This is a genomic window from Haladaptatus halobius (genome assembly GCF_020618475.1).
GTDB lineage: Archaea > Halobacteriota > Halobacteria > Halobacteriales > Haladaptataceae > Haladaptatus > Haladaptatus halobius.
In genome coordinates, this window is the sequence record NZ_CP085335.1 from 1107231 (window position 1) to 1124044 (window position 16814).

14 protein-coding genes and 1 pseudogene are annotated in these 16814 nt (G+C 49.4%); 9 read left to right on the plus strand and 6 right to left on the minus strand.

Translation table 11 applies throughout. From position 1 onward, the window contains the following. The first annotated feature begins 151 nt into the window (after positions 1–151). From LIW51_RS06210 to LIW51_RS06220, 3 genes are all read left to right on the plus strand, one after another. The gene (locus tag LIW51_RS06210) at positions 152–703 is read left to right on the plus strand and encodes a YqaA family protein (protein ID WP_227376339.1); all 552 of its coding nucleotides are present in this window, start codon (positions 152–154) and stop codon (positions 701–703) included. Between the two features lie 642 nt (positions 704–1345). Beyond that, positions 1346–2710 carry a hemolysin family protein gene (locus LIW51_RS06215; RefSeq protein WP_227376340.1) on the plus strand — a complete coding sequence of 455 codons (1365 nt, stop codon included), beginning with the start codon at positions 1346–1348 and terminating at the stop codon, positions 2708–2710. 277 nt (positions 2711–2987) lie between these two features. Continuing rightward, positions 2988–3857 (plus strand): universal stress protein, encoded by an 870-nt coding sequence (locus LIW51_RS06220; protein WP_227376341.1) that lies wholly within the window; start codon positions 2988–2990, stop codon positions 3855–3857. Between the two features lie 221 nt (positions 3858–4078). Here LIW51_RS06220 and LIW51_RS06225 read toward each other — a convergent pair whose 3' ends face one another. Continuing rightward, positions 4079–5137, minus strand: coding sequence for a CNNM domain-containing protein (locus tag LIW51_RS06225; RefSeq protein WP_227376342.1), 1059 nt, complete (start codon positions 5135–5137; stop codon positions 4079–4081). Between the two features lie 191 nt (positions 5138–5328). On the opposite strand from LIW51_RS06225, the gene LIW51_RS06230 reads away from it, so the two are divergent. The 3 genes and pseudogenes from LIW51_RS06230 to LIW51_RS06240 all read left to right on the plus strand — a co-directional run bounded on the left by LIW51_RS06230 (position 5329) and on the right by LIW51_RS06240 (position 6811). Further along, positions 5329–5604 carry an amphi-Trp domain-containing protein gene (locus LIW51_RS06230; RefSeq protein WP_227376343.1) on the plus strand — a complete coding sequence of 92 codons (276 nt, stop codon included), beginning with the start codon at positions 5329–5331 and terminating at the stop codon, positions 5602–5604. 169 nt (positions 5605–5773) lie between these two features. Continuing rightward, a pseudogene (locus tag LIW51_RS06235) lies at positions 5774–6570 on the plus strand (M48 family metallopeptidase). Between the two features lie 4 nt (positions 6571–6574). Then, positions 6575–6811, plus strand: coding sequence for a hypothetical protein (locus LIW51_RS06240; protein WP_227376344.1), 237 nt, complete (start codon positions 6575–6577; stop codon positions 6809–6811). Between the two features lie 304 nt (positions 6812–7115). Here the strand turns inward: LIW51_RS06240 and LIW51_RS06245 are convergent, their stop codons facing one another. Together LIW51_RS06245 and LIW51_RS06250 are read right to left on the minus strand one after the other, a co-directional pair. Then, positions 7116–7757, minus strand: a complete 642-nt coding sequence (locus LIW51_RS06245; protein ID WP_227376345.1) for a DUF2238 domain-containing protein — start codon at positions 7755–7757, stop codon at positions 7116–7118. Further along, on the minus strand, positions 7754–8341 hold the full coding sequence (locus LIW51_RS06250; protein ID WP_227376346.1) for a hypothetical protein: 588 nt from the start codon (positions 8339–8341) through the stop codon (positions 7754–7756). Before LIW51_RS06250 ends, LIW51_RS06245 begins: the two co-directional genes overlap by 4 nt. A 633-nt stretch (positions 8342–8974) precedes the next feature. On the opposite strand from LIW51_RS06250, the gene LIW51_RS06255 reads away from it, so the two are divergent. Continuing rightward, on the plus strand, positions 8975–9226 hold the full coding sequence (locus LIW51_RS06255) for a hypothetical protein (protein WP_227376347.1): 252 nt from the start codon (positions 8975–8977) through the stop codon (positions 9224–9226). A gap of 719 nt (positions 9227–9945) precedes the next feature. Here the strand turns inward: LIW51_RS06255 and LIW51_RS06260 are convergent. Next, a complete protein-coding gene (locus tag LIW51_RS06260) occupies positions 9946–10938 on the minus strand; it encodes a helix-turn-helix transcriptional regulator (RefSeq protein ID WP_227376348.1) in 993 nt (330 codons plus the stop codon). A gap of 1183 nt (positions 10939–12121) precedes the next feature. Between LIW51_RS06260 and LIW51_RS06265 the strand changes: the two genes are divergently transcribed. Next, positions 12122–12802: a hypothetical protein gene (locus tag LIW51_RS06265; RefSeq protein WP_227376349.1), complete on the plus strand. Its 681-nt coding sequence runs from the start codon at positions 12122–12124 to the stop codon at positions 12800–12802. Positions 12803–13097: 295 nt separating this feature from the next. Then, positions 13098–14438, plus strand: coding sequence for a hemolysin family protein (locus LIW51_RS06270; protein ID WP_227376350.1), 1341 nt, complete (start codon positions 13098–13100; stop codon positions 14436–14438). Positions 14439–14734: 296 nt separating this feature from the next. On the opposite strand, the gene LIW51_RS06275 is transcribed toward LIW51_RS06270, so the two are convergent. Both LIW51_RS06275 and LIW51_RS06280 read right to left on the minus strand, forming a co-directional pair. Next, positions 14735–15193: a universal stress protein gene (locus LIW51_RS06275; RefSeq protein WP_227376351.1), complete on the minus strand. Its 459-nt coding sequence runs from the start codon at positions 15191–15193 to the stop codon at positions 14735–14737. A gap of 553 nt (positions 15194–15746) precedes the next feature. Next, complete coding sequence (locus LIW51_RS06280; protein ID WP_227376352.1) at positions 15747–16544, minus strand: sugar transferase; 798 nt, start codon at positions 16542–16544, stop codon at positions 15747–15749. Between the last annotated feature and the right edge of the window lie 270 nt (positions 16545–16814).

Sequence of the window (16814 nt, forward strand, 5' to 3'; positions counted from 1 at the left end):
TCTAAACCGCTATTTTGTGCTCTAGTGTAGATATAATCCCAATCAAAGATATAGCTCTATCAAGAAAACTGAAAGGAATCCGATGTGAGGCCCTCAAAGGATAAATACTTACTACTGACTTCCCCGCATATCGCATTGTGACTACGTCTCGATGCATGGTGAATTAATTCGATATACCCTTTTGGCCAGCTTCACTGATGGGCTTCACACTGTCATCGAAACGGCAACGGGCTGGCCAGGGATAGGACTCGTGTTCATCTACTCGTTTCTGATCGCCTTTGTCTTACCGGGCCCAAGTGAAGTAGTTTTGCTCGCACCACTAGATCTCGGACTTCCGCACTGGGCGCGTCTAGCAATCATCATGCTCTGTAGTGCTTTTGGTAAGGCTTTTGGGAGTTTATTGGCGTTTCATATTGGCCAAGAGGCGAAAAAAGCCGGGCCAATTGTTCGGTGGTTGCGTCGTTCTCGATTTACTGTCCTTGAGTGGTCCGAAAAACGGACTGTCAATTTGGCACAGTCCTACGGCTATTGGGGATTGGCAGGCGCTTTGTGTGTCCCCTTTTTCCCAGACACGATCTCGATCTATGCCTTCGCCATACTCGAAGAAAATTATTTTAAATTCGCTCTCGCCACGTTTCTCGGCAGTCTTGGCCGACTCTTGGTCACTGTTCTCTTCGTTGGAAGTACTTTCTCAATACTCTGACCAAATAAAGTCAATCTAGGCTATAAAACTAATGTTATTGATATGTGTTAAGTGATGTAAAATATCAAAACCGGGTCAAAAACCTCTAGTAAAGCAAATGCTTTTATGGCGGTTACGGCTCGGTTTCTGGTATGGATTCAGCGATGCCAGAGGATGCGATCGAATGGATGATTGCTGTAACGTTGCTCCTTTCGCTCCTCGGTATATTCAACGCGTTAATATCAGATAACAAATTCTTGCTCCTAGTAATTGTATTGACGATGCCGGTGCTGGTTGGAGGTGGTCTGTTATGGCAACGGTACGTGGCACCGTCATCAAGACACTAAATAGGAAAGATACTTCGAAGCAATCACAAAAAAGTCAATAGAATACAAAAATGTGGCCAACAAGTTTTGGTGGCCATATCGGAGAATTCATCTCTAGCGAATTCGCCCGCTAGGAGCATGTCGTTCTCCACTGTATCCAAATCAAGGATGAGTCCATAAACTATGAGAACTGTGGCCAGCAGGTGTTTGACGTTAAATTCCGATAACAGGTCTCGGGAGAGTTCCAGAAGAGCCCGAATCTTCGAAAAGGTATAAACACTGGCTGTACGACAATGATACACGAGTGTAAATGTCAGAACCTCCCTTTCCTCTAGTAATGGGTAACAACACCGTAGAAGTTCTCATAAGTTTAGGTGGCTTCAGTTCCGAAACGCTGATCACTGCCGTCGGGATCACTGTCCTTGTCGTACTGCTTGTGTTGTCTGCGTTCTTTTCCTCGTCCGAAATTGCGATGTTTTCGCTCACTAAGCACCGAATCGACGCTTTGGTTGAGAAAGGAACTCCCAGAGCGCAAACTGTGGCGAGTCTTAAATCGGATCCTCATCGCTTGCTGGTGACTATCCTCGTCGGAAACAACCTTGTGAACATCGCGATGTCCTCGATCTCCACAGCTATCGTAGGCTTTTACTTCAATCCTGGCCCGGCGGTTCTCATCTCAACATTCGGAATTACGGCGTTCGTCTTACTCTTCGGTGAAAGCGCCCCGAAATCCTACGCGGTCGAGAATACTGAATCGTGGGCACTCCGCATTGCACGCCCACTCAAACTTGCTGAGTACGTTCTTTTCCCGCTTATCATCACCTTCGACTATCTCACTCGAATGGTCAATCGCATCACTGGCGGACGATCGTCTATCGAGTCATCGTATGTGACCCGCGATGAAATCCAAGAGATGATTCAAACAGGTGAGCGCGAGGGTGTCATTGAAGAAGACGAACAGGAGATGCTTCAGCGTATCTTCCGCTTCACCAATACGATCGCAAAGGAGGTCATGACTCCACGATTAGACATCGTCGGAATCGAAGAAGAGAGCACGCTGACTGAGGCAATCACACGTTGTTTAGAGAGTGGCCACACCCGTCTTCCCGTCTATGTGGGAACGCTCGACAACATCGTTGGCACGGCTGACATCCACACTCTCGTGAAGGCACGACGTGACGGTATCGAGGGAGAAAATCCGTTGAATGAACTCGATCTATTAGTGCCACCTCAGCATGTTCCAGAGAGCAAAAGTGTCGGCGAACTGCTTAGCGATATGCAAGAGACACGAACCCAGATGGCCGTGGTGATTGACGAATTCGGAACGACTGAGGGTCTCATCACTGTCGAAGACCTCATAGAAGAGATTGTCGGCGAGATTCTTGAGGGGAAAGAAGAGAAACCGATTGAGAAGCTCGACGAGACGACAGCACTCGTTCGTGGTGATGTGGATATCGCCGAGGTGAACGAGACGCTCGATCTCGATCTTCCAGATGGTGAGGAATTCGAGACAGTTGCTGGCCTCTTGTTTAACCGAGCAGGCCGTCTGGTCGAACAGGGAGAACAGTTCGAGTGTGATGGTGTTCCACTACTTGTCGAAGCCGTCGAAAAAACACGCATTAAATGGGTTCGAATCCGGATGAAAGCTACTGGCGGACAGACAAAAATAGAAGCTGAAGCACCGGAGAAGGACGCTGTCTAACTATTAGCTGTCGATCAAATCGCTGATCTTGATCAGAGAATCGGAATTGAACTCAGGGATTAATCGCTCTGACTCCAGCAACTAATCCATCCTGTTCATTAATACTGGGAGGACAGGGATGGAGAACTTATCTCACTCTACCGTCCTTGGTTAAGCGATACCCGTTGATCTCCTCTTGTGACTGAAGGCGTAGGTGTTCATCTCAATAAGTGATTGTGTAAGCTATCCCTAGGAATCCCTTACGTATCATCCTCCACCATGGTATACACAACTGGCCATGTACGAGAATATCCTCCTCCCCGTTGATGAGAGTCCAGAGAGAACTGAAGTGTTGCATCACGCTAGTGAGATTGCACAGTGGACAGATGCAACCATTCAATTACTCTTTGTCGCCGATACAACTCGCGACAGCGTCACTGTCGCCCAAACAAATGTTATAGATGTTCTTGTCCAGGAAGGAGAAGATGTCGTCGAAGAAGCAGGGAAGATGCTCGATACACTCGGTGTTAGTTATGGCACCGACGTCGTTCAAGGCGGTCCGGCACCGACGATTGTGGAGTACGCTGACCGATACGGGTATGACCTAATCGTGATGCCAACGCATGGCCGCAAAGGTCTCTCACGATACCTGCTTGGGAGTGTCACCGAGAAAGTCGTCCGGCTATCGGATGTCCCCGTTCTTACTGCACGCATGCAACCCGATGAGGAATTGACGTTTCCATACGAGAACGTGCTCATCCCCACAGATGGCAGCACCGGGGCAATGAATGCTGCACAGCATGGGCTCGCACTCGCGGACTCCCTTGACGCAACCGTTCACGTCCTGTCGGTGGTGAACGACTCCGCGCTTGGCCCCGATATCCGGTCGACGCTCTCGGAGACGGAAAGTGAACAGGCCGCGACCGACGCCGTCGAGGATATTATGTCAGAAGCTCAGGCACGCGATATGACGAATGTCGTCAGCCACGTCACACATGGAACCCCTGATGAAGAAATTCTCAGCTTTATCGAATCAAACGACATCCACGCCATTGTCATGGGTACAACTGGTCGGCGTGGTGTCGACCGAATCCTGCTCGGAAGCGTCACCGAAAAAACTGTCCGCTCTTCCTCTGTTCCCGTAATTACCGTGGCTCGCGAGGAATAACGATCCGACCTTGATTGACGGCTCTGTTTTGATTCTCTTCTTCATACGTATTTTGATATGAATCAGTCGATCACTATGCGTGCATGGTTACCAAACTATTGCTGCCAGATGGACTTTGCTTATTCGCGTCCCACGACCTAAAGTGGGAGGGGCCAGTCGACCGATATCTAAACGCAGATTTGGTTCTATGAAGAACGGGATTCCGTCTCTGTTCAGATTTCTTATGCTACGTTTTCTCGGTCAAGCGGATCTTCGATTTGACCCATCACAGCCTCAAGGGCATCCGTTGCAGTGAGGAGACCAACAACCTCTCCCTCAGAGAGAAGAAGTGCGAGTTCTTGGCCTTCCGCCTGAAACTGGTCGATGGCACCGCTCACGCTTGTGTCGGTCGAGATCGTCATTGGTGGAGCAGCGATATCAGCAAAGTCAACGGTGCCGGATTGTAGCTCCTCTATCTGATCGATGATCGCGGGGACGTAGATGATCCCCTCGAAGTCGTCGTACTCGTCACCAATAAGCGGGTACCGAGTATAGTGTGTCCCCGAGATTCGATCAAAATTTTTGGCTGTCGAAATAGTCGTTGACAGACTCACGACATCATCGATATCAACCATAATTTCGCTCACTGGCCGTTCGTCGACGGCGAGTGCGCTGAGCACTTCCTCGTGGCGCTCATCGGAGAGTTCACCTTGTGCGAGGACTGAATCGACTTGGTTTCGAAGTTGGGAACGTGTCTCGATAATTTCTTCTTCGGTGTCGAGCCATGCACCGGTCATTTCGATCCCAAATAACCGAAGTGTCCACTTGGCCACGGCATCACCGACTCGCATCACAGGCGAGATCACCCAGGCGAACCAGTACAGCGGTGTTGCCCCATATCGACAGACCATTTTCGTTCGTTCAACACCGAGATACGTCGGCGTCTGCTCGCCATGGGTGAGATGGAGCAAGTTGATGATGAGGAATCCGAGGAGAGCACCAGTACCGACCGAGGCGAAGACTGTGTCTGCAAAAAACGGTTCAAACAGTGCTGCAAGAGCTGGCTCTGCGACGATTCCAACTGCGATACTCGACGCCGTAATGCCAACTTGACAGCTTGTCAGATATATCTCGAGGTCATCGGTCATCTCCCATGCTCGTCGAAGCCTCGGAGTATCAAACTCTGACTCGGGATACTGCCGAACACGCGTCAACGCAAATTCGATCGCGACGAAAAACCCGTTCGTCAAGATAAGCAGGAGACCAGCGACTAACCGGGCTCCGATTTCGAGAGAGTTCATCGTTCTAGCTGGTAAAGCACACTACATAATTTCTGTGGACTTCAATACTGAGATGCTCCTCTTCTCGTAATACTGCTCATAGAGAGTTATCGTTAGCGATTTGCTGAACTCGTGTATGTCTTTTGCTTAGGTGATCTCCCTAAATCATGGACTGCAGCCTTTATCAGCGAAGTACGCATACGAAGTAGACGATGCCCGAAGAAATCCTGTTCAAGAGCGAACGTACACAAAGCCGAGACGAGATCGCTAACTATCTCCGGACGGTTGCCGAGAAACTTGAAACCGGTGACGCAATCACGCTGCGTGCCGGTGAGGAGTCCGTAACGCTCGATGTACCTACTCGACCAACCTTTGAGGTCAAAGCCGAGCGGGAAATCGAAGGAAATGAGACGGAACTGAGCGTCGAATTTGAATTGGAGTGGGATGAAGGGGCGGATAGTGGAAACGGTACGCTCGAGATTGGCTGAAAGGAGCTGTCAGTGGCGTCTGAAGCCAATTTGTTCACGGCACTCGGTAGCAATGCTATCTTGGGCTTTATATGGAAGTGTCAGATGTACGTCTTTGATATCCGATGACCATTTTTAACTCTCTCGCCACGAAGACTTATCCATGCGTCACCTCATTTTGATGGCTCGAATGGCGATCGTCGGCTCTATTCTCTTTGCATTCTATGCCATTGCGGCGGTCATCGTGATGGGTGTGTTCGGCTGGCCGCTTTGGCTCGTCCTTGTCGAAGTATCGCCTTCGTGGGCGTGCAGTACAAAATTGGCAAGTGGGCCGCGATTCGCAGCGTCGGCGCCGAGGATATGTCGGAGTCCCAGTACAGGGAGATTCACCATCGCGTCGAACAACTGAGCGACGAGCTAGGCATTGAGAAGCCTCGGCTGATGGTCGCTCGGATGGGCGTGCCGAACGCTTTTGCGGTCGGGCGCAAAGGGGCAGGCACGGTCGTCGTCTCTCAAGAACTTATCCAACAACTCTCCCCGGATGAACTCGAAGGTGTCCTCGCCCACGAACTCGCCCACATCGACAATCGGGACGTTGTAATGATGATACTTGGGCAAGGAGTAGCATCCATTGTTGCAATCGTCGCACAGTGGGCAGTCTTGCTCACCGGCGAGAACGACCTCGCGGATTTCTTCCTCGCGATTGAGGTCGGTCAGATCACCCAGCTGTTGGTAATGCTGTTCGTCTTTGCGATCTCTCGGTATCGTGAGTACGTCGCCGATAGCGACGCTGCCGACGTCATCGGAAGTGGTGACCCACTTGCTCGTGCGCTTGAGAAGATTCAGCGCGGCAATGAACGGAGTCGTGAATCCTCGATCGACTCGCAGGTAAACGCATTAGCCATCTTTGGCGAGGAGCGAGGGCTTGCTCAATTGTTTGCGACTCATCCGCCGGTCGAGAAACGGATCAAGCGCCTGCGGGGCTAATGAGATGGCAGGTGTTCGGGAGACTCTCGCGGCCGTTCTCGGAATCGGAATCGGCATCCTCCTGGTTGCGTATCCCGAGGTTTTTATTCGTATACAGACCGTCGGGCGGCTGCCGTATGATCGCGGTGGGGAGTACGGAACGACCGCATCCCTGCCGACTCGCTGGCGGCGACTCGTTCAACTAGTGGGTATCGGGTGTCTCCTATTTGGGGTATATCTTGCAGTAACTGCCATCAGATGAAATCCCGCAAGTGATTTCATCAGTAGAAAATGTACCTTGCTGTCAGCTATACTTCAGATATCTTCACGACCACAGGATTAATTGTTTTGAATTTGTCAAATTCATAGCGCGTCTTCAACTCTTCGATCAGAAGATTTACTCCATCGACACCGGTAGATCATCATAAGATTCGCCGAGAGAACGGTTCTCATGAGAGATTCGTGATGCAGCCCGCTATTCTATTGAATATGGGTCAAGGGGACTTACAGGCCGGTACAACATTTGTACGTCTGTTTTCTGTCCATAAGGCAACACAAGTTATTCGTTAGTTCTGGCTCTTTGAACGGAGCTGTTGTCGGAAGAAGGTAACGAATCCATCGAAGTAGTCTGTCCCCCAGATAGCCACAATCGCTGCACCGACCGTATTGAAAATCATATCAGTAACAATGTCATCGATACCATAGACAATGACCGGTGACTGAGCACCGAGCACACGAGAAAGCTGCGTAGAAGCGAACTCAAAGACTTCCCAAATAACACCGAACGCGAGCACAAAGACAATGATGAACACTGCCCTGAACGCAGACGGCACGTCGATTTCGTCGGAGTGGCATTCGAACGCTCGGAGCACTGCATAGCCGATACCAGCAATAATCGTCGTGGAAATCGTGTGTGTCACTTCATCGTACCAGGAAAACCGACCATAGAGACTGAGTATGCCGACGCTGTTTAGAAAGATGGCGAGGGTGATCCACAGGACGAGTCCGGCGTCCATTGAATACCCGTACTCTCGGCGCAACACCGCCGGAAGAAGTGTCACGCCTAGTGCAAGCCCCCCGTTTACAGCCATCCCTAGCTGAAACGTCACAAGACCATAGAGGAGCAGCCCCAAAAGAGCAAGTTGCAGAACCCGGGCGAGAAGTCGTTCCTGGGGATCTGACAGCCCCAGTGTATCGCCGAGGGTCATGAGGATCTCACCGAATTCATTGACCGCTTGTATGATCCGACATGGCCAACCCGCTCGAAATACCATGTGAATACCCCACCCATAACGAGGGCAACGACCGTGACGATGACGATATCCCATTGAAGTTCAGTTTGCGAGCGCAGAAACTCGGTTCCCAGTAATTTATCTGAGACAAACTGGGCAATAATCCAAAGCCCCTGGAACGCCATGGTCGTCAGGACAGCGAAGCCGATAGCAAAGCGCCGACTCATATCGACTGGAGTAAACGCATCGAGTTCAGTGGCGACGATGAGTGCAAGCGATGCGACAGCGAGATACCCCGCTATCTCAAAGTATAATCCGAGTGCTCCAACAAGCATGGCTGTGGCTGCAACCAACAGGAGTGGCCAGGGAATCATTACTGTCCATTCTTTGGTTGACACCACTGGTACCATCGTAACGACGATGATGAAGAGCCCGAATCCTCCCCAGAGGAGTGCGTTTGTGAGGAAGCTCTCAACAACCGTGAGAGCCACAATGCTCGTTAGCACCCAGCCGATAACAGCGTTTACGCGTTCACTGTGGACGACTTTGAGTGGTGCCATATTGGATCCACGTGAACTGAACGGATAAATCGCGGGGCCACGCCTATCTTTACTCTATCGTATTCAAGCATGCTTTCTTCGATATTTAACAGCCTCTCCTAAGCGGTCTCTAGTTCTCCATATAGGAAGCGATTCTTTACGAGAGAGATCTAGGTAGCTAGTACAAATACACCAACAATAGATAGGGAGAGTTCGGTTACAGAAAGGGTGTTTTGAACTTCATGCGCCCGTAGGTACTCGACAGCAAGCAGAGCGAGAAACAAAGCGATGGATGCTGCATACCTTGCTTTAAGGTATTTCAGTTAATTCATTCTGATGTGCTGAATACATACCACCCGGCGCGAGTCCAAAGAGGAGCTTGCCGTCGCTCTTCTCACCACCACTGAAGTGATTTTTCTCCTTCGACGTATGTGATAAATTCTTGGTTCTCCTCGCATTAGTCAAGGCTATCCTGGAGTTCACAGCATCTCTTTCAGTACCTGGATCGGAATAACGCACATAATATATAGATTAATTATTTATGCAAATAATCACAGAGGTACTCAAATAAATCGGTTAGACCGAATATGAATTCCCCCATCACAATAAGAAATATATCGACTATTCTAAGTAACCGAAGGCAAAAGAGCAAGTATGGTACTGTTGGCAGTCATCAAGACAGGGTTTGGCGTTGCTGGACTTCTTACGCTCCTCATTGCAGGGCATTGGGGAATTGTTAGACAAGATCATCGACGCGCACTGCGAATTGGCGCTTTCGTAATTCTGTGGCTCGCGGCAATGCTGCTCAACGGATGGCAGAATATTCTCACCATGGCGGTTGCAATGGGGACATTGGTCTTTGTTTGGTTTCTCACACAGCGTAATGCCGAATCTTCACCGCAGTAAACGGATTACGTAGTAAACCATAATCTACCACTGCTGACCGCCTTTCGCGTCTGAAACTGAAGAACCCACAGGATAGTATGTAGATTGCCGTCAATGTCTGATAGAGTTAAAATAGAACATTCTTATTCTACTGATTTATGTATAACATAGTGCTTTGTGGGCCAACTTATCTGTTTTAGATATCGAAATCCAATGGCAAATAATCCCTGGCCGCAAAACAGCAAGAAGAGCAGTTTAATAGGCACATCGTATTCTATTATTAAGTGGATGGCTACTAGACTTATAAGTATACCACCAATTGTAAACCACGACAACATTTTCACAGTTTGTTCAGAGAAAATGAATTCAGTGAAGCGAACTTTGTCTGAGCGCACAAGCGAATCCTCCCACTCTTCTTGATCAGACTCTTGGATTGGCATCCCTATGTTGCTATAGGGTATCGCACCATATGAATTCCGTGGCGTATTAGCAGTCAAGGCTTAGATATAGCATCATTAATTACTGAGAAGAATTCTAGAGCATCACCATGGTGAAGTACGTCATACTAGCATAGATTGCCGAATAAGCTCCGTTCTTCCTCGTCGACTGCTTCTTTTTATTCGGTGCAGGAATCGAACAATGGCGTTCCTTTCATTGAGGTAGTCCGCAAATGATGCCATAATAAGCAGAGAGGAAGAAAACATCACAGCGTCTTCTTAGGTATCGTCTCTAATCTGCGTTCAATCTAGTTCTGTATCGGCAAGAAGTATAATGTTTTCCCGACCGATTGTGATTTTCTCTATCTGCCCATTATCTTCCATCTTCGAAAGGAGACGACTCACTTTCGATTTCGACCACTCGGTCTGCTTAATGATTTCACCTTGTGAAAGACAATCACCATTCTCGTGCAGGAGTTTGAGTACACGATCACTGTCAGTTACGATCTCCTCGGACGGAGGAGGTGACGGCATATCTGAATTAGAGTCGTACTGCTGGTTATCGGATACAGGTGGAACCTCGTCAGTAGAAGAGCGTTGGTACATGAATACAGTCCCTGCTAGAAGTAACGCGAAACCAAGATACAAACCTCCCGCAACAAATGGGTTTGTAGCACTTGTTCCAAACTGACGCTCAAACCCATCGTCAAGACCATCATTATCGGTATCAGCATCGGTTGGATCTGTCCCGATTTGGATCTCAGTGCTATCATCAAGCCCATCGCCGTCGGTATCGACAGCCAACGGATCTGTTCTTAGTCCGACTTCCCGTCCGTCGGCCAATCCATCGTTATCTGAATCGGGGTTTGTTGGATTCGTACCCAGATTCAGTTCAAAGAGATCTGTAAGCCCATCACTGTCTGTATCTGCTTTACTTGCGTTCGTCCCGAGTTCGTTCTCACGGCCATCTTTCAAGCTATCATCATCAGTATCCGGATCAGTTGGATCAGTTCCAGCTGAAATTTCTTCGCTATCACGAAGGCCATCATCGTCGGTATCAGCCTGTGTTGGGTCTGTTTGATACTCATCCACTTCCTCTTCATCCGTGAGACCATCCTCGTCTGTATCTGAGCCGTTGACGGCGGTTGCCCGTTCCAATTCTGCTTCGTTTGTTAACCCATCGTCGTCAATGTCACCGGTTTTAGTTAAGACATCTATTTCGGTCGTTTGCTCAGCGATAGACGTGTTATTGGACGAATTTGAGATCGTCGTCCTGACTGTTGTATTACCAGTCATATTTATCGGGATTCTATTGAAGGAAAAATTGACTTGCCGTGTTGAATTTGGAGACAGTGAAACGTCTTTGCATGCAAGTGACTGAGTGGAGTTGTTCGTAGGCTTGCGCAACGATGTACAGACAGTATATATTCCTGTTTTATTTCCAGTGTACAGAGAAACACTGAGATTATGTGGGTCAGACTGCCAAAGATGCGTGGAATCATATTCCCCATCAATAACTGCTTCTCCTGTGTATGATATTTCCTGAATAGCAAGCTGATTTCCAGAGGCTCCAATAATTGTCGGTGCACCACTAGTGGCTAGTAATAAACAGCTACAGAGTACAACGTGTGATCTGAGACTCATTCTGAGTTGCTATGGCGTGTTCTTCAAATCCATACGTATTTTTTGTTCCGACTAGTGCTTACTATAGCACCTTTAACGAGATGCCGTATCACTATCAGGAAGGGCTAAGTACTACCGTCTGCAAAACCTTTGGAGAAGTTCGACCGCTTAGTAATCAACGTACTCTTTCTTCTGTGGCCGCGTGAGGATCATTATTATCTCCTGTACGGGTTTCCTCAATTCCAAAGACGGTGCGACTTCATTCAACAAGATTTTCCCTTCGTGAGACATCCGCCACCCTTGAGTAGTTTGGCATGAACCGTTCTCAATAGGCAGTGTTTCAATAGGGTCACTGCGTCACTAAAGAAGCATCAGATCCGCTGTAGACGTATTTCGGCAGGTCACCGTCGGCGAAACCGCAATGAAGATAGGCACTAAGCAGTATTGGATTTACGCCACGATCTACGTCGAGACGAAACTGTTACTTGGTATGGCGATTCAGGATTGACGTGGAACAGATCCGATAGCTGAGTTTCTCGGCTAGCTGGCCAAGAATTACGATCGCACACACGATAACGCGAACCGATGATGAGCTCTCCCATCACCGCTTAACCACCAAGAGCGGGAATTTCTCGATCAAATACTTGCAAGGCTCCGTCGTCCGAACGCGTGATGAGTTCCACCAGTTCTGCGAGATTGCGCTTATAGCTTGCATTCACAACGTCGAATGGGCGATAGACGAGTGAATACACCAGAACTTATTGGATTCAATTGAGCCGATTCGGCCAGAAGATGCGACAGGATCTACCGAATTACTTAACCAATTGGAGTATGAGTATATTGATCACGAAATTCAATGGTAACTGACCTCCTTACTACCAGTATTGTCGTGCTAGCGATAGGGATTGGAGTGGCGTTCACGTACTTCGGCTACTCATTCGTGACGCGATTCACGTCGCTCCTTGGTGGGCTGGGCGGTGCGCTAGTCGGTAGTTTCGCCGCCCGGCTTTTCATTTCGTTCACGTTCGGCACTCCTTCCGCCTTGGACTTACTTCTCGTCTCGTTCGGTGGCGCTATCGTTGGCGGCATCGTAGGTAGCTATGTCGCCCTCTCGCTCCAGCGAGTTGCCATCATCGGAACCAGTTTCATCATCTCCTCGTCCCTCCTTTACTGGTTAATGACTCACCCAAAACAGACTGGCACAATTCCCTCTCTGTCACTCATCTCCGAGTCATTTCATCCACTTATCACTTCAATTCTCTTCGGTGGACTTGTGAGTATTCTTGTCTGGAAGTTCTACTTTCTGTTTTTGGCCGGTGCGACGAGTCTCCTTGGAGCGAGCCTCCTCCAGCAGTTTGCTCTCCATTGGAGTACACTACTTCCGATTTTTCAGGATAATACTTGGACGACTCTCGGGACGAGCCAGGTACTCTGGCTTCTACTTCTTGGATCGGGAATCATCGTTCAGTATCGACGATACCGTGGTATCAGCCCACACCAATCTCTCCGCCGCATAAACCCTCACCGACTGCGCTAACCCTATCTTGTCTAGTTTGATATTCGTACTCCAAGAATGCCAATATGGATCTGCAGATATTTTGAGCTAATATTGGATAAATCATTATCAAAATTTTGATATTACCTCTTCGCGTTAGTCATATCTGCCGTTGTCGGGTTAAGATGCCATAGGGGTCACATCCATGTTTCCCGATCCGTGGCCAAGCGTGCCTATGGGAGATCAATGACGAGCGGGCAAATGCGACCGAAATCAGCCAGAATTCACTTGTTTTAGTATCCGATCCTTACAAGTTCACCCATGATAATGAGAGACCATGGTAGATTTGATTTCCGTGGGCGGGTTGCTCCTTGCCTTCTTCCTCGTCGTCATGAACGGGATATTCGTGGCCGCCGAATTCGCCTTCGTGAAAGTCCGGCCGACCCGGGTGAATACACTCGTCGAACGAGGGAAGCCCGGTGCGGGCCTGGTGCAGGATGCTATCCAGAACCTGGATGGCTATCTTGCAGTCAGTCAGCTTGGGATTACGCTCTCCTCACTCGGTCTCGGGTGGATCGGTGAACCAGCTGTAGCAGCGCTCATCGAACCCGTTCTCGGTCAGGTGCTGCCCGCGGGAACGATTCATCTTGTCGCGTTCGCGCTGGGATTTGGCTTCATTACGTTTCTCCACGTCGTGTTCGGTGAACTCGCACCGAAGACGTTCGCCATCCAGGAGGCAGAACGGGTGGCGATCTTCGTTGCTCCGCTCATGAAATTCTTCTATTACGCGTTCGTGCCGGGCATCATCATCTTCAACGGCACTGCGAACTACTTCACCAGTCTCGTCGGTGTCTCGCCTGCGTCCGAAGGCGAAGAAACCCACTCTGAGGAGGAAATTCGGATGATCCTCACCCGCTCGGAGGAGACGGGGCACATCGACCTTGACGAGGTCGAGATGATCGAGAGCGTCTTCGAACTCGGGGATACGATCGCCCGTGAGATCATGGTTCCGCGCCCGGACGTGGAAACCGTGACGGCCCCCATGTCACTCTCTGATCTCCGGTCAGTTGCCGCCAACGGAACCTACACCCGCTATATCGTGCTCGACGAGGACGGAGAACAACCGGTTGGGTTCGTCCACGCAAAAGACATTCTTCAGGCGAGCGAAAACGAAACGGGTCACGATGGCCCGATCACTGCTCGTGACCTCGCACGAGATGTCCTCGTGGTCCCAGAGACGCGACGGATTGACGCGATTCTCGCCGAGTTTCAGACGCATGGTGGGGGACAGATAGCCGTGGTGATCGACGAATGGGGTGTCTTCGAGGGAATCGTGACCATCGAGGATATCCTCGAGGAGATCGTGGGTGACATTCGAGACGAATTTGACACGGCACCACAGGGCCCCGCTATCGCGAAACGAGACGACGAAACGTACGTCGTCGACGGCGGAGTACCAGTCCAAGAGGTGAACGAACGGCTCGACACCAAGTTCGAGACGGACGAGGTCGAGACGATCGGGGGATTCGTCTTCAGCCATCTCGGGAGAGAACCCGAGGTGGATGATCAGATCGAACACCACGGATATATCCTTCGAGTCGATGCCATAGACAATGCTCGAATTGAACGTCTCGTCATCCAACCGGCAAAACCGTCCCAAGAGACCTCTGGCGAGTAGCTAGGCTCACTCGCGATCCAGAAAAACACGTACTTCCTCGTGTTTTGCCACTATGCCGACAAACAACAAGCAGGAATCCTCGTTGACAGCTCTCCAGTGTAGTCATGAGGTTCGATACAGCGTCGGTTCAATGGATTTCATAGCATAAATCAATGGCATAGGATAGTTCTATGGCATCCTCTTTTGTGAGGTATGTGCTTCTGCCAGTCTCTCGTGCATTGGGGGAACCAGACTCAATTCTGTAGACACTGTTGTATTCACAGTTTCGGAGGATGGCGTAGTTGGTAGTCAGGGATTCAGTTTTCTAGTTTTGTTCCAGCGCCCCTGCTCACGGTTAACACGGGTATATCGGCGTGCCGAACGACTGTTTCGGTTACGCTCCCCCTCAGCGCACGTTTAACGCCTGTTCTGCCGTGCGTTCCCATGACGATGAGATCGATGTCGTGTTCGTCTGCATATGCGAGGATAGCATCCTGAGGGATTCCTCGGCGAACGGCTGTTTTCGTTTCGATACCGATATCATCGGCTTGCGCCGCAATTTCTGTCGTGGAGCGTTCGCCTTCTTTCTCGAACTGTTCCATGAGGTCGTACCACCAGCCAATCCCTCCGCCGAATTCAACAAACGGCTGTTGTTCTTTTACTACGTAAAGTACATGGATTGTAGCACCGTGGGTTTGAGCAATCTCAAATCCCGTCTCGGCGGCCGGAAAAACTTCCTCGCTGCCGTCAGTCGGAATGAGTATTTGGTTGAACATGCTCGGCTACTCCCTAGACTATGTTAGTGAGTACCATATAAGATAATGATGGTTTCCGCGATTTATCGATTCTTTTAGCAGGACTGTCGCGCCATCAGGTGTTTGGGGAGGATAAACAGAGCAGATATCGGCCCCCGGACGTGATCACGTTCGTCTATCCGATTACCGCGACGATTCAAGACTTTCTAGACGACGGTGAATACAGTGTTGAGGAGCTCAATTGCGATGTACCATGCCTAGTTCAAATCCGTCATAAATTATCCCCTCCTCATACATGTATAAGAATTTATTAATGGCCTTTGTTCTTAAATAGTTCCTGAGCGAGTTCTCTCGGTGAGTACTTGTACCACGTTCCGTGGAGCACCCAGTGACTCAATTCTATCGAAAGAAGAATCGGGTACGCAAACACCCTACTGAGGAGGACTGTCAAACCCTGTTTGGTCTTTTCTCGATGTTTAGCAGTCATTATTGAATACCCTCATTGGTTCTTTTTACTCCCTTAAAAATGGCCGTGCTATATCGACTACTTGCCATATTTGCCGGACGACGATCTTCAGATCAAACCAAAACGATGGCGCTGGATATACTCAAGATCGTACCGGAGTTTCGTCACAGGATCAGTGCTCTTGACATCATAAATTTGTGCTAAACCAGTCAATCCAGGCTTGACAAACCACCGTTTGCGCCATATATCAGTCTCAACCTCTAGTAACGGCTCTTTATCGATCCAGACTGCCTGTGGGCCAACAACGCTCATCTCTCCGGTCAGGATCGTCCAGAGTTGTGGAATTTCGTCCAGATGTGTCTTCCGTAGCACTCGTCCAATGCGTGTGATGCGGTCTATCTCTTCATCCTCCTCGGGCGTTGCCGACTCGCTATCTGGTAACATCGTCTGGAATTTGTATACTGGGAATGTCTCTCCGAGGATAGTTGTCCGCTTTTGACTGTAGAATATTGATCCAGAACTATCAATCGCTATTGCTATTCCAATAATGAGAATAAATGGTGTGAAGAATAACAGGCTGACGGTAGCAAAGAAGATATCGAAGATTCGTTTACAGACGTGATCCTGCCAATCCCAAGGATTAAGATCAATTTTGACGAAGTTCTTGTTCTCCGTTGTTGACGCCGTGATAACACAATCAACGTGCTGGTGATGTGCCATTGCAGTTACACCGTGCTCGTAGCAGGCATTGAGCGCACCAAAAAATTCGGCCCGATCAGATGTAGAGAAGGCGAGAAATACAGTATCAATATCATACTGAATTAATATCTCATTTAGACGTGAAAGACCGCCGAGTTGGTTAACTTCTGGTAACGGTTGTTCAGTGCCACCGTCGGCGATGGCCACCTCTTGATCACCAGAAAACCTGTTCGCCGAACTTGGGGGTGAGACGTATCCCACGATAGGGCTATCGATGAGAGTGAGGGCCACGAGATCTATTCCAAGAATGTATACGGTGTCTAGTGCGATTCGTATCAGGGCCAGCGGGCGTTACCATCATCGCCCCATGACGTTTCACTTTTACAGATAAAAGATGCAATCCCGTGTTCTCAGACGCTAGTAGCTCATACTAACCAGTGATTGCCGCTGTTTTATACGGGATAAGAGAGTAGACGC

What these genes read in the sequence shown, in the direction of transcription:
- LIW51_RS06260 (WP_227376348.1), bottom strand. Translation starts at nt 10,938, where the DNA reads ATGACTGGTAATACAACAGTCAGGACGACGATCTCAAATTCGTCCAAT.
- LIW51_RS06275 (WP_227376351.1), bottom strand. Translation starts at nt 15,193, where the DNA reads ATGTTCAACCAAATACTCATTCCGACTGACGGCAGCGAGGAAGTTTTT.
- LIW51_RS06220 (WP_227376341.1), top strand. Translation starts at nt 2,988, where the DNA reads ATGTACGAGAATATCCTCCTCCCCGTTGATGAGAGTCCAGAGAGAACT.
- LIW51_RS06255 (WP_227376347.1), top strand. Translation starts at nt 8,975, where the DNA reads ATGGTACTGTTGGCAGTCATCAAGACAGGGTTTGGCGTTGCTGGACTT.
- LIW51_RS06250 (WP_227376346.1), bottom strand. Translation starts at nt 8,341, where the DNA reads ATGGCACCACTCAAAGTCGTCCACAGTGAACGCGTAAACGCTGTTATC.
- LIW51_RS06270 (WP_227376350.1), top strand. Translation starts at nt 13,098, where the DNA reads ATGGTAGATTTGATTTCCGTGGGCGGGTTGCTCCTTGCCTTCTTCCTC.
- LIW51_RS06225 (WP_227376342.1), bottom strand. Translation starts at nt 5,137, where the DNA reads ATGAACTCTCTCGAAATCGGAGCCCGGTTAGTCGCTGGTCTCCTGCTT.
- LIW51_RS06240 (WP_227376344.1), top strand. Translation starts at nt 6,575, where the DNA reads ATGGCAGGTGTTCGGGAGACTCTCGCGGCCGTTCTCGGAATCGGAATC.
- LIW51_RS06230 (WP_227376343.1), top strand. Translation starts at nt 5,329, where the DNA reads ATGCCCGAAGAAATCCTGTTCAAGAGCGAACGTACACAAAGCCGAGAC.
- LIW51_RS06245 (WP_227376345.1), bottom strand. Translation starts at nt 7,757, where the DNA reads ATGACCCTCGGCGATACACTGGGGCTGTCAGATCCCCAGGAACGACTT.
- LIW51_RS06215 (WP_227376340.1), top strand. Translation starts at nt 1,346, where the DNA reads ATGGGTAACAACACCGTAGAAGTTCTCATAAGTTTAGGTGGCTTCAGT.
- LIW51_RS06265 (WP_227376349.1), top strand. Translation starts at nt 12,122, where the DNA reads ATGGTAACTGACCTCCTTACTACCAGTATTGTCGTGCTAGCGATAGGG.
- LIW51_RS06210 (WP_227376339.1), top strand. Translation starts at nt 152, where the DNA reads ATGCATGGTGAATTAATTCGATATACCCTTTTGGCCAGCTTCACTGAT.